General features: G+C 37.1%; 15 protein-coding genes. 3 read left to right on the top strand and 12 right to left on the bottom strand.

The window, feature by feature from the left end:
* Positions 1–3 precede the first annotated feature (3 nt).
* The 7 genes from opp4B to ACFSCX_RS01855 all read right to left on the bottom strand — a co-directional run bounded on the left by opp4B (position 4) and on the right by ACFSCX_RS01855 (position 8,234).
* Complete coding sequence (gene opp4B, locus ACFSCX_RS01885; protein WP_377926407.1) at positions 4–969, bottom strand: oligopeptide ABC transporter permease; 966 nt, start codon at positions 967–969, stop codon at positions 4–6.
* 35 nt (positions 970–1,004) lie between these two features.
* Positions 1,005–2,771 (bottom strand): oligopeptide ABC transporter substrate-binding protein, encoded by a 1,767-nt coding sequence (gene opp4A, locus ACFSCX_RS01880; RefSeq protein ID WP_377926406.1) that lies wholly within the window; start codon positions 2,769–2,771, stop codon positions 1,005–1,007.
* A gap of 77 nt (positions 2,772–2,848) precedes the next feature.
* On the bottom strand, positions 2,849–3,841 hold the full coding sequence (locus ACFSCX_RS01875; RefSeq protein ID WP_377926405.1) for an ABC transporter ATP-binding protein: 993 nt from the start codon (positions 3,839–3,841) through the stop codon (positions 2,849–2,851).
* Entirely contained in the window at positions 3,838–4,866 is a 1,029-nt protein-coding gene (locus ACFSCX_RS01870; RefSeq protein WP_377926404.1) for an ABC transporter ATP-binding protein, read from the bottom strand. The genes ACFSCX_RS01875 and ACFSCX_RS01870 overlap by 4 nt, the downstream gene beginning before the upstream one ends.
* Before the next feature lie 255 nt (positions 4,867–5,121).
* A complete protein-coding gene (locus ACFSCX_RS01865; RefSeq protein ID WP_377926403.1) occupies positions 5,122–5,907 on the bottom strand; it encodes a DUF2268 domain-containing putative Zn-dependent protease in 786 nt (261 codons plus the stop codon).
* A 104-nt stretch (positions 5,908–6,011) separates the two neighbouring features.
* A complete protein-coding gene (gene fabF / locus ACFSCX_RS01860; protein ID WP_377926402.1) occupies positions 6,012–7,250 on the bottom strand; it encodes a beta-ketoacyl-ACP synthase II in 1,239 nt (412 codons plus the stop codon).
* 51 nt (positions 7,251–7,301) lie between these two features.
* On the bottom strand, positions 7,302–8,234 hold the full coding sequence (locus ACFSCX_RS01855) for a beta-ketoacyl-ACP synthase III (protein ID WP_377926401.1): 933 nt from the start codon (positions 8,232–8,234) through the stop codon (positions 7,302–7,304).
* A 293-nt stretch (positions 8,235–8,527) separates the two neighbouring features.
* Between ACFSCX_RS01855 and ACFSCX_RS01850 the strand changes: the two genes are divergently transcribed.
* Positions 8,528–8,788: a hypothetical protein gene (locus ACFSCX_RS01850; protein WP_377926400.1), complete on the top strand. Its 261-nt coding sequence runs from the start codon at positions 8,528–8,530 to the stop codon at positions 8,786–8,788.
* 22 nt (positions 8,789–8,810) lie between these two features.
* On the opposite strand, the gene ACFSCX_RS01845 is transcribed toward ACFSCX_RS01850, so the two are convergent.
* The 5 genes from ACFSCX_RS01845 to ACFSCX_RS01825 all read right to left on the bottom strand — a co-directional run bounded on the left by ACFSCX_RS01845 (position 8,811) and on the right by ACFSCX_RS01825 (position 12,270).
* A complete protein-coding gene (locus tag ACFSCX_RS01845) occupies positions 8,811–8,993 on the bottom strand; it encodes a ComZ family protein (RefSeq protein ID WP_377926399.1) in 183 nt (60 codons plus the stop codon).
* Positions 8,994–9,004: 11 nt separating this feature from the next.
* Complete coding sequence (locus ACFSCX_RS01840) at positions 9,005–9,961, bottom strand: BMP family ABC transporter substrate-binding protein (protein WP_377926398.1); 957 nt, start codon at positions 9,959–9,961, stop codon at positions 9,005–9,007.
* A 188-nt stretch (positions 9,962–10,149) separates the two neighbouring features.
* Complete coding sequence (locus ACFSCX_RS01835) at positions 10,150–11,019, bottom strand: NAD-dependent epimerase/dehydratase family protein (RefSeq protein WP_377926397.1); 870 nt, start codon at positions 11,017–11,019, stop codon at positions 10,150–10,152.
* A gap of 208 nt (positions 11,020–11,227) precedes the next feature.
* Positions 11,228–11,959 (bottom strand): alpha/beta fold hydrolase, encoded by a 732-nt coding sequence (locus ACFSCX_RS01830; protein WP_377926396.1) that lies wholly within the window; start codon positions 11,957–11,959, stop codon positions 11,228–11,230.
* A 164-nt stretch (positions 11,960–12,123) separates the two neighbouring features.
* A complete protein-coding gene (locus ACFSCX_RS01825; protein WP_377926395.1) occupies positions 12,124–12,270 on the bottom strand; it encodes a hypothetical protein in 147 nt (48 codons plus the stop codon).
* Positions 12,271–12,427: 157 nt separating this feature from the next.
* Between ACFSCX_RS01825 and ACFSCX_RS01820 the strand changes: the two genes are divergently transcribed.
* A complete protein-coding gene (locus ACFSCX_RS01820) occupies positions 12,428–12,619 on the top strand; it encodes a YjzD family protein (protein WP_377926394.1) in 192 nt (63 codons plus the stop codon).
* 254 nt (positions 12,620–12,873) lie between these two features.
* Positions 12,874–13,152 carry a hypothetical protein gene (locus ACFSCX_RS01815; RefSeq protein ID WP_377926393.1) on the top strand — a complete coding sequence of 93 codons (279 nt, stop codon included), beginning with the start codon at positions 12,874–12,876 and terminating at the stop codon, positions 13,150–13,152.
* The last annotated feature ends 21 nt before the right edge of the window (positions 13,153–13,173 follow it).

Here is a 13,173-nt window from a genome sequence, read left to right as displayed (position 1 = left end):
CCTCTAATCTAATCTTATCCGCGGATCAACTAATCCTAGTAAAATATCCGCTAGTAAGTTTCCGAGTAATGTAAATAGCGTTAACATTAGTGTAATGGCTAAGACAACTGAGTAGTCACGTGAATTAATTGACTCAACAAATAGATTTCCAATGCCAGGGTACGTAAAGATTGTTTCTATAATAACAGCACCACCAATTAATCCTGCAAAATCAAAACCAACTAATGTTACGATTGGAATCAATGAATTTCGTAGTATATGCTTATTATAAATCGTACTTTCCTTTGTTCCTTTTGCACGGGCTGTTCTGACGAAATCTTTACGAGAGCTTTCAATCATATCATTTCGTAAAAATTGAGTATAACTTGCAGTTGCAAAGGCTCCTAGAACAAACGCTGGGAGAACGGCATGCTTTAATTTACTTAAGTAAAAATCTAATGTTCCTGGATCTACTCCTACACCAATACTTCCTGTTGCAGGTACCCATTTTAACTGAAATGAAAAAATAAAAATGGCTACTAATGCTGCGATAAAGCTAGGAATTGCTAATCCTAAATAGTTATAAAACGAAATTGCATAGTCACCAATACTATACGGGTGACGTCCTGCATAACGACCCATTAAAAATGCGAGGACATAGGTTATGAGGAGTGCAAACAACGCAAGAAAAATGGTATTCGGTAAACGAGAGCCAATAAGCTCTAATACCGGTAATTTATGGTTGAATGATTGCCCAAAATCCCCTTTTAATAGTCCCCCAACCCAGTTTAAGTATTGAATATGGACTGGATCATTCCACCCCATTCTTTCACGCATTTCTTCGATATACGCGGGATCAGAATTTAGAGGATCTACTTTACCAGTAAGTGCATCCCCTGGCATTAACTTTGCCAGGGTAAAGCACACGACTGAGATAAGGAAAATAATTGGAATCATTCCTAGTATTCTACGAAGTGAGTAAACTAGCATTATGATTTCCCCTTATCAGTTAGATTCATTACTTGTTATTGTTTAATCCACCATAAGTGAACATCTTTTTGTACTGTAAATGCGTTCGCATCTGTTCCTTGTACACGCTTGTTTACTGCATATACATCAAGTGGTTGGCTTAGGAAGATCATAGGAAGCTCTTCGTTAACAATTTTTTGCCACTCATAGTAAACCTCTTTACGATGTTCAATTACATCCTTTGATGTATCTTCAGGGAATGAAATACCCTTCTTAATGAGCTCATCAGACTTGTCTGTGTACCATCTTGGGAAGTTCCAAGCATCGCTACTAGTCCATAATCCTGTTGGGTCTGGATCTGATGCAAGACCCCATGCACCCATGAATGTTTCAACAGATGGATCATCTGCTTGAATGGTGTCATAGAATAGGTTAAATTCTTTTAACGCTCCACCATTAAGTTGAGCATTTAAACCAACCTCTTGCCAAGATTGCAGGATAAATTGTGCACGTGGCTCAGAAATGTCAGACCCACTCATTGCATCAAAGTTGATCGTTAATTGGTTACCATCTGGATCTTCACGGAATCCATCACCGTCAATATCTTTATATCCAGCTTCATCAAGAAGTTGCTTTGCTTTTTCTGGATCAAACTCATACCCTTTAATTTGATCATCTGGAATCTTTGCCCAGGAGACAGATGGGAATGGTACGTTGATCACTTGACCTAATCCGTTAGAGAATGCGTCTAAAATACCTTGACGATCTAAAGCATGTGCCATTGCATGACGTAATGCTTTGTTTTGGAATTTTGGATTATCCATCACGATTTTTCCAGCTTCAGCATCATAGTGACCCATATCAAATCCGATATAGCTATATCCTAAGCTTGGTTCTTCATGAAGAAGCAGATTATCTAAAGCTTTAATTTCTTGGTATTGGCTTGCTGGTGCCCCCATAATATCAATTTCGCCATTTTCTAATAAACCTGTAGCAAGTGTTGCATCAACAATCTTATACACAACACCATCTAAATAAGGCTTACCTTTCCAGTAATCATCAAAGCGTTCGAATTCAATCATTTCACCTGGAACAATATTCTTCACTTTGAATGGTCCAAGACCAATCGGATTTTTACGAACTTTATCTGAATTTTCTAATTCAACAACAGGGATGCCTTCATAGTAATGCTTTGGCATTGGAGTAACCCAAATGTTATCTAATAGGTTTACAACAGGCTCTGTAACCGTTACACGAATTGTATAGTCATCGATTACTTCAATACCTTCGATTGTTGTTGCTTCACCCTTCTTATATGCTTCTGCACCTTTAATCATGGATACGTTTGAATAACGAGGACCAGTATAATCCTTATCAGCTAGAACGTACCATGCATATTCCATATCTTCAGCTGTCAGCTCATGACCATCATGCCATTTTACACCTGACTGAAGCTTGAATGTTAATTGAGTGTAATCATCACTAAATTCCCAAGTAGCGATGTTTTCTTCTGGTAGTAAATCATCACCAGTTCCAATTAAACTCTCCATCATAAATCCAAGAGCAATTGAATCATCTTCACCTTGGTAAAGCCCCATTTCTAAAAGACCTTTAAATGGTTGAGAGTAAGCGTATGTTACAACTCCACCAGAAACTGGCTCATCTGAAGCAGGTTCTTCTTTGTCATCAGTACTTGTGTCAGTTTGCTCTGTGGTGTCTTTTTCATCCTTTTTTGCAACTTCGTCCCCACCGCCATTACAAGCAGCTAAGAACATTGATAGCACTAGAAGCATAGCAACTAGCCATAAAGCTGACTTTTTCATCGGTTTCCCCCCTATGATTATTAAAAATACTACTTTAAAGGCAATATAAATGCAGCAAGAACGCTTGATTGCTGTCATTAATAAAGATGACAAGCAACTCGGTGTCCTGGCTTCACCTCCTTTAAAGCAGGCTTAACTTGCTGACATTCAGGCATTGCATGACGACAACGTGGATGGAATGTACATCCTGAAGGTGGATTGATGGGACTAGGCACATCCCCTTCAAGGATAATTCTTTCTTTTTTCTTTCTTGGATCTGGCTCCGGAATTGCTGAGATTAACGCTTGGGTATATGGATGTAGTGGTTCACTATAAATATCTTTTTTATCAGCAACTTCTACTAATCCTCCTAAGTACATGACACCAATTCGATCACTCATATGTTTCACAACACTTAAATCATGAGCTATGAATAAAAAGGTTAGTTCAAATTCTTCTTGTAGATCTTTTAATAAATTTAAAACTTGTGACTGTACTGAAACATCAAGTGCGGATACAGGCTCGTCAGCAATAATCAATTTAGGGCGTAAAGCAAGGGAACGAGCAATTCCAATTCTTTGGCGCTGACCACCTGAAAACTCATGAGGATATTTGTAATAAGCATCTTCTGGTAATCCAACTTTCGTTAGAAGCTCCATAACCTCTGTTTTAAGCTCATTTTCATTGCGCTTAAAGTAATTACGAATCGGCTCAGAAACTAAATTTCCGACCATCATCATTGGGTTTAAGGAAGCATATGGGTCTTGAAAAACCATTTGAAAATCTTGTCTAATTTTTCGAAGCGAGGTGCCTCTTACGTTTGTAATATCTTTTCCATCAAAGATAATTTGTCCGTCTGTTGGTTCAAGTAAGCGGAGAATCGTTCTACCAGCAGTAGATTTTCCGCACCCTGATTCTCCAACTAAGCCTAATGTTTCACCTTTTCGAATCTCAAATGATATATCGTCTACAGCTTTTACTGCACCAATTTCTTTTCTTAGGAAACCGCCTTTAATTGGATAATAGGTTTTAAGATTTTTAACCTCTAAAAGAACATCCTTAATAGGCGACATATCTGCTAGTTGACTCATACCGTACCTTTCACCTCTTTCGGATAACTCGTTTCATATAATAAGCAAGAGACTTCATGTCCTGCCGATACTTCAGCTAGCTCTGGTGTAACGGCCATACACTCTTCCGTTGCTTCTGGACAACGACCTGCAAACCGACATCCCACTTGAGGCATATTAACAAGTGAAGGAACAATTCCTTTTATTGAACTTAACTCTTTCACTTCTTCATCCATTCTTGGTATAGCACCCATTAAAAGTTTTGTATACGGGTGTTTTGGATCATAAAACAACGTATCAACATCTGTTTTTTCCACAATTTTCCCTGCATACATGACAATGACTTCATCACACATCTCGGCCACAACTCCGAGGTCGTGGGTAATCAATAAAACTGCCATGTCATTTACACCTTGAATTTCCTTTAACAGCTCTAGTATTTGGGCTTGTACCGTAACATCTAGTGCAGTCGTCGGCTCATCCGCTATTAATACTTTTGGCTGACAGGCTATAGCCATTGCAATCATTACCCTTTGTCTCATCCCACCAGACAGCTGGTGAGGGTATTCATCTACAATTTTTTCAGGTCTAGAAATACCGACACTAGTAAGCAAAGCAATACTTTTCAGCCTTGCTTCTTGTTTGGATAATTTCGTATGGTTTAACAATGCTTCTTCAATTTGAAACCCTATTGTAAATACAGGATTCAAAGAGGTCATCGGTTCTTGGAAAATCATACCGATATCTTTTCCTCGAACATTATTAAGCTCTTTTTCTTTTAACTTTGCTAAATCCTGTCCTTCAAACAGAATTTCACCTTCTCTAATTTTGCCATTCTCCTTCGGAAGAAGCCCCATTATCGATAGAGACATGACACTTTTCCCGCAGCCTGATTCACCAACAATTCCGATTACCTGTTTAGGCTTAAGCGAGAATGAAATACCATCTACCGCATTGTAATATTGCCCACCAATTCTAAAGCCAGTTTTAAGGTTATTTACTTGTAATAATGGTGATCCAGTTTTTGCATTACCGTTTGGGTTCATATCACACCTCGAATAGTCAAATATTTCAAAAAGAATAACGTTACTTTGTATGTTATGACAGAATTATTACAATTGCAAGATAATTTTGTATATTTGTAATATTCTATTTTAAGATAAGCCGAATCAGAACTGGCATTTCACTATTTAGAGAGGCGAAATTTATTTGAAAATTTTTTTCTATACTCATACACTTGGGTGCTGCAGATTTTCAATATAATTCTGATTGCTGCGTTTATAGAAACATGTCGAAAAAAATTAGGAAAGAAAGTAATTGAGAATTTCTTCACTTGATAGCTGCTCCATTTTTGAAAAAGGTAGATTATGTTTCCTAATACATTGATCAACAATATAAAAACCCACACAGTACCCAAGCATTTTAGGATACCTTTTTAAGCCATACAGCAAATCAAAGTATTGTTCATCTGATATACGGAGGGATTTGTTTGGTTTCATGAATTCATTATAAAATGTTTGTAATTCATCATCAGTGTAGTAAGCCGTCCAGCTCGCATTATACTGGCTTCCGCAATATTTCCTTACCGCCTGCTCTGCTAAGCCTTCAAGCAGAATTGTGTCTAATAGTGTTACATCTCTTTCGTTTTTAGAAACGTATTTTAAACGACAAACATGATGATATTCGTGTGTTAATAAGGCCATGATTTCACGTTCATCAACCCTAGACTTTAAAAATAAAAACAGCTTATCGGGAAATGCTAGACCTGACTTTCCATTAAACTCGTTCATAATTTGTTGCTGTCTTTCATTCACTGGAAAAATAAAGATGGGTACATCGGGTCCATTCCAGGTCTTTCTAAGTTTTGTATAATATTTTTGAACAACTTTCCAATAATCCATTTCTAAAAATGGCTCTAACTGATGGTTTCGGTTAAATATTGAAGGTCTGTACATCCCATTTATCGATAGAAGATCATAAATTTCCTTTGCACTCATTTTCTTGAAATAACTTTTTAACTGTTCACATACCTTTATTGGCTTTTCACCATATTCCTTTAGCCAAGTTTTCGTATCAATCACTCCCACCTTCTCTCCTCCTCGTAAGTTTTACTTTATGGTATGTCATCAAAACAAAAAGAGACCCGGCTCTATGTGTTAAAAACACTAAAGCCAGATCTCTGTTATATTAGTTATTCATATTTTTTAAATATTAGTGATGCGTTATGCCCACCAAACCCTAGTGAGTTGCTTAATACAGCAAATACCTCTTGTTTTCTTGCTTTGTTTGGAACATAGTCAAGGTCACACTCAGGATCAGGTGTTTCGATATTAATTGTAGGTGGGATGACCCCATCTTTAATAGCCATTACAGAGAAAACTGCTTCTATCCCGCCTGCAGCACCAAGTAAATGACCTGTCATGGACTTTGTAGAACCAACTGCCATTTTGTAGGCATGCTCCCCAAATACTTCTTTTACTGCCATCGTTTCGTATTTATCATTATAAGGAGTACTTGTTCCGTGAGCATTCATATAGGTGATATCTTCTGGACGTAGCTCTGCATCCTCGATAGCTTGCTTCATGGCACGGACCCCGCCTTCACCGGCTGGTGCTGGCTGTGTAATGTGATATGCGTCTCCAGTTGCGCCATACCCGACAATTTCGGCATAAATTTTTGCACCTCGAGCTTTGGCGTGTTCAAGTTCTTCTAAAATAAGAATCCCCGCACCTTCACCCATTACAAATCCGTCACGGTTTAAATCAAAAGGTCGACTTGCTGTTTTTGGGTCTGGATTAAAAGATAAAGCCTTCATTGAACTAAAACCGGCAAATGACATATTTGTTAGAGGTGCTTCTGTTCCCCCAGTAACCATAACATCCGCATCACCGCGTTGGATGACCTTGAAGGCATCCCCGATAGAATTGGCACCCGAAGCACACGCCGTTACGGTACACGAGTTGATTCCTCTTGCACCAATGGCAATGGATACTTGTCCAGCTGCCATATCCGGTATCATCATTGGGACATAAAATGGGCTAACCCGGCGGTACCCTTTTTCTTGATATTGTTTATATTGTTCCTCGTGTGTTTCCATTCCACCAATGCCTGAACCTATCCAAACTCCAGCTCGTGGTGCTAATTCATCCGTTATCGTTAAATTAGCATCCTTCATTGCCATTAATGATGCTGCCATTGCGTATTGAGTAAAGCGGTCCATTTTTTTCGCTTCTTTACGTTCCATATAATCTTCCGGGTTAAAATCCTTTAATTCAGCAGCTACCTTGGCAGGGAAATTATCTGAATTTACTCTTGTTAACGGACCGATTCCAGATACACCATTTAAAAGGTTCGTCCAGGTTGTTTCTAGATTATTTCCTAGTGGTGAAACAATTCCTAATCCTGTCACAACAACACGTTTCTTATTCATGAATAAACACTCCTTAATATTGTTATATTCAACTACATACCATATAAGATTTTAGCGACCCCATCTGAGAGCAATGGCTCCCCACGTTAATCCACCACCAAAGCCAACCATAACAATTAAATCGTCGTCTTTGATCCTTCCATTTTGAAGCTCTTCCACTATCGCAACCGGTATGGATGAAGCTGATGTATTTCCGTATTTATGGACAACCTTTGACATCTTTTCTTCCGGAAGCTCCAACCGCTCTCTAGCAGCTTCCATGATCCGAATGTTTGCTTGATGAGGTACGAGAAAGTCGACGTCCTCTTTTTTCAAGCCAGCTTTCTCCAAAACATTTATACAAGATTCGCCCATTTGCCTGACAGCAAACTTGAATACCTCTCTACCATTCATGATAATATATTCGTCTTGGTATAGATGCTTTGCTCCAGTTCCATCAGCACCTAATTCAAAAGATAGGATACCTCTTCCTTCAGAAACAGGTCCAATTACTGCTGCACCAGCAGCATCACCGAATAAGACAGCCGTATTTCGGTCGCTCCAATCCGTTATCCTTGATAATTTTTCAACACCAATCACGAGAACATGTTTGTACGTATTTGTGTCGATAAACTGTTTTGCCATAACCACTCCATACATAAATCCTGCACAGGCTGCACTACAATCAAAGGCTGCTGCCTTGGTTGCTCCTAACCTTTCCTGCAGTAAACATGCCACTGATGGGAATGGATGGTCAGGAGTAACCGTTGCAACGATGATTAAATCTAGCTCTTCTGCTGTAATCCCTGCATCTTTCAACGCTTCTAGAGCCGAAAAATAAGCCATATCAGAGGTATCAATATCATCACTTGCAATTCTTCTTTCCTCTATCCCTGTTCTTGTTCGAATCCATTCATCTGATGTATCAACCATTTTTTCAAGATCATGGTTTGTCACTATTCTTTCAGGAAGATATCGTCCCATTCCAATAATTCCTGCATTCATATAAAAACCCCTTTTTATTATCAAATATTATGACTTGGTACTAATTTTAAATCAAAAAATCCCATTTGACAATCTTTTTACTCTCGATTGTCTTTGATTAACAATAGACCACTGGAGTCATGACGAAAGGCAACGATAGAAGATATGATATAAGCTTAATCTTCTTTAATCTCAAAAAAAAGTATCTTTTAATAATTGATGACAAATGTCCATGTCGGAATTCATTTCATTTCATAACCTATTAAAAAGAACATTTATAAGTGTCATGTTTGAGAAGGAGGTGGAGAAATTCCATGAGTGAACAACATAATGACCAAACTCAGAGAGAACATCCCTTTGATCGAATGATGTTTGGTGATAGAAGACCTAGAAATCAAGAAGCAGCTCAGATTGAAACCAATCAACCAACTGAGGAACAACCTACTTCAAGCCAAAATTATGATATCACGTCGATGATGCAAAACGTTGATCAGATTATGACATCTTTTCGTCAGTTTAAGCCACTAATGAAACAATTTTCTCCTTTACTTGATTTGTTTAAATCCAAAAAATAAAAAACGCTGAGTTCAGCGTTTTTTATTTTTGAGCATCCTTCACTCCAAGTTCATAGGCATCAGACATTACTTTAGATAACAAGTCAATTACTGGCTGAAGCTTTGACATATCTAGTTCTATCCCAGACTCATCTAAAAGTGCTTTTGCTTCGGGTAGATATTTAAGGGCAATCTGCATAAATTCCATTTGCTTTTCTGTATTCATCCTACTCACCTCTATTCATATTGGTTTGGTAGCTTACCAGTTTCAATATAATTCGTTACAGCCTGATTAATTTCATTCTTGAGGCTATCCTTAACCTCTGGACTGTATGTCCCCATTGTAATGACTTTATCTTCAAAATCAAAGTAAAGATTACCTGACTTTAGTCTACCCGCATTATATTCACTTACAACCAATTCATACAAAAAATCAACGTGCTGAACAGTACTTGTTAGTACTGTATTTTGACCTAAATCCGACTGATCAGATACGTATCCTATCGCGTATAGTCCTTTCTCCTTTAACCGCGCTATAAGTGGGACATTGAAACCATCCCCAGCTGGATAGACAACATCCACTCCACTATTTATCATTTCTTCTAGAAGCTGTAAGGCGATCTCACTATTATCCCAATTCTCCGTATATTTAATATCTACTTGCACATCCTGATTTTTGTAAAACGCTCCCTCGAAAAAACCATTCACTTCAGGCTGCCACTCATATGCAGCTATAATACCCACTTTGTTTGTTTTCGTCATCTCGCCAGCTACCATGCCCCCGAAAAAACCCATTGCATTCGCTTTAAAATTTAAGCTAGTGACGTTATCGCCTTGTACATCTCCGTTAAAGCAAACAAAATGAATATCCTTATAAAGAGGCGCTAATTGATTAAACCAGATAGCATATTCACTACCATGACCAAAAACTAAATTTACTCCTTTTTTTGAAAATTCTTCGACTGCGCTCTCTACTGCTTCAAAATGATTCATTTCTTCCTTGTAAAATGCATCTATATTAAATACAGATTGAATCCGCAGCATTCCCTTGTACCCTTTTGTTCCCCATACCTGATCATTCACTGTATCAGTAATAAGAAGACCAATTTTTTGAGCTTTCGATGTTGATGCTGGTTGCTGACATCCTGCTGCTAGTAACATACAAACTAGACACGCTAAAAGAAGTTTCTTCATAAATCAGTGTGTCACTCCCTTACTTGGATGGAATGCAAATATGTATAATTACGTTGCTTGTCCAATCATATTTTACCCTTTATTCGTACAAATCGTAAAGAATTATATAAAACATTACAACAGGGAGGACTCTCCTCCCTCACTTATCAACTTTTATTTTGTCTGTATGATAATACGAATTCGAGATTTTATTGCGGACTCCCGTTTCTAGATTTCACATGCTGCCTTTGCCTTTCTAACCCCTCTTCTACCGTGTATTGAGGTTCAAAGGTTAACACTTTAGCAGCAAGGTTGTTAAGAAAAAGAGTGGGAGCAACTTCTTTATTCATCCGCTTTTTTAATAAATAATTCATAGCTTTTACCCACTGTCCTTCTTTTCCTGATGAGATGTGTAATATGGGAGGTGTTTGTTTAATAGATCCTGCTTTTATTAAAGCGTGAATAACATCTTCAATAAACAATACGTCCCCAATACCATCATCCTCTATATCTTTAACGTCCTCACCTTTTTCCTGTTTACTAATAATACTTTGAAATGCAAATGTTTCTGGCTGCCAAGGACCATACACAACGGGGAGCCTGATTATTGTATAATGAATGGCTTCCTCTTTTGATCTAGTCCTAATATGTTCTTCAAGCTCAACATACCTTTTAGCTTTTGCTGAGACTGGTGAAGGCATAGTTTCTTCTGTAATGGTGTTTTCTTTTTTATTAAAAATCGACAAGGATGACGTAAAAATTAACTTAATTGAGTTTTCTTTACAAAAACTTAATACTTGATCGAGAAAATCCACTGAACTCAAGCTTTGCTCATCACAATAATAAACGGCATCAACTTTATTCTCATGTCCACTAAATTGATCAAAAATGCGATCAAATTCCAATATATGATAATTAGCATTTCTACCAATTAGCATCTCTTTCTCTTCTTTATATCTATTCATTTCGTCATTATTAAACGCATCTATCCCAAAAACTGTGATACCTTCTTCTAGGAGGGTTGTGCAAAGGTGATTGCCTAGAAATCCATAAACACCTATTACAATTACACGGTCCACTTTCACCAACTCCTTTCTCCAGTATTGACTCTATTTCCATTCTATGACCTATCAGTCTAAATATATGACGTATGTGCAGATATTCACCTTTTTAGCTAAAAAACATAACGTAACTTTTTATGCTTCTAAAGACACTTATTTGACTTATGTTGTGAATAAAATCGAATTCCAAAATAAATAGTCTCTATGCATTTTTCACATAGAGACATTATAGAGATAATTCATGTTGTTCAAAGAATTGACATATGCCATTAGCTATACCATACCGTTTTTCATTTACATGTATTAATAGTTGTATAGGTGCATGGTCCTTACGAGATTCTTCATATTTTCTTCCCAATTGTTTTGATTGATACGTATGTTCTCCTGTAGAAATCCATATTTTAACTGGTGTGATAGCTTTTCTATCTTGGATCGTTGGTAAACATTCGATATGGCTACCGAATTGATCTTCACTCCATTCATATGCGTTCATCACTTCTTTAGAAATACGTTTATAAAATAGTTTATTTTCCTGTTCTTGATTCATATAACTTGCTAAATCCAAACACGGATTTAGCATACAAACTGAGCGGATTTTATCGTCCATGCTTTCCATCAGTTCTAGACCTACAAGCGCGCCCATACCTTCTGCCAAAATGTGTATACTGTCATTCAAGATTTCTTCCTTCATTACAATATGATATAGTCTTTTCGCAAGCGTTACTGCCTTTGGTGAACCCCAGCTTCGTCCATATAGATTAGAGTAATATACCGTGTATCCATGTTGTAAAAAGCTGTCTACATAATGTTTCCTTCCAGCATTTTGTAACCAAAAACTTGTGGAATGATCAACAAAGTGGTTTTGGTCACCAATAATAAATACAGCAAATCCGTTGGGCCGTTCTGGCAAATGAATGACGTTCCATTCCCCATCCAATAAAAAAAATCTTTGTTTCATAAAAAATTCCTCCGACAAAAGAAGATATGCACTCACAATTAATGTATGTACTGTTTGCAGAAATGAAAGGGGAAATGCCTAAATTGTAAAAATCATTTTAGGTGAATTTGCTTGATAATTTTTGAATCATCATGAAACAGTTTTTTTGGGTATGACAAACCCTCTTATGATGATATGCTTTGGTCCTCTCTATCTATATGCATTAATTCTTCTATTAACTCCTTTCTTCTGTTTTGCCCTTTACTTGTTAAGTTTGTTTCATCCTGCTCTAATAATAATTCTAGCTCCCTTTTTTTCTCATCCACTTTCATAATAATCCTCCTGTTTAAGCTTTTACCTATTTTCTACTAAAAGTATGTTTCTCACACCGTCATTTATGTAAATTTTCTATTAATTTATTCCATACTTATTTTATTTAAAACAGTATGGTACAATATTGTTAAATGCACGAGAAACAGAGGTGAAACTATGCGCTATTTTTGGACTTTTTTCTGGACCTTCTTATTAATTCAAATGACTCTTTATGTTACAAGTTCAATGCAAGGCGGTACATATGATTTTGCACAAGGTGCCATCATTGCTGTAATCTTCTCGATTTTAATTTTCTTATTAGGAGATGCACTCGTACCAAAAACACCTGCTCAAAAACAGCACCACTAATCAAGAGGCGAAACGTCCCGTTTATCCTCAGTCAGAGATAGAGTCCTTTGAAGAGAAAAAGCTCTTCAAGGATATTTGACCTAAAGTGGACGGTCGCTAGAGCTGGATTACTAACAAAGCCCTTCATTACTGAAGGGCTTTTATCATGCTTTTTATTAATTATTACAGCGTAATTTTCCTTAGCGAATAATTTGCTGTATGACTTATGCTTGGGTCATAATAGGAATAAGCGAATAATTTGAAGGAGGATTCAGATGGATAGTACGAGCAAAATTTTCAAATACCTCTTCACTGGCTCAATTATCTCTTGGTTTATATGGATTATCATTGAATCTATAGCAGGAAAAGGGTTTTCTTATAACCTTACCGGGCTTATTTTCGGTTTAAGTCTAACTGCTATAGCCTTACTATTTTATTATATATATTTCGTTAAAAACAGAAAGACACTAATGCTATATCTAGTAGGAATTAGTTCAGCGGTCTTTCTTGTCTTATATGTGTTAACTTATTTCAGCATTATTGATGGTCATTAAAAAGCCTACAGTTTTGTAGGC

Source organism: Bacillus salitolerans (genome assembly GCF_042680805.1).
GTDB classification, from domain to species: domain Bacteria; phylum Bacillota; class Bacilli; order Bacillales; family SA4; genus Bacillus_CJ; species Bacillus_CJ salitolerans.
The sequence above is the reverse complement of the archived record's forward strand: the minus strand, read 5'-3'. Positions and strand labels throughout refer to the sequence as shown.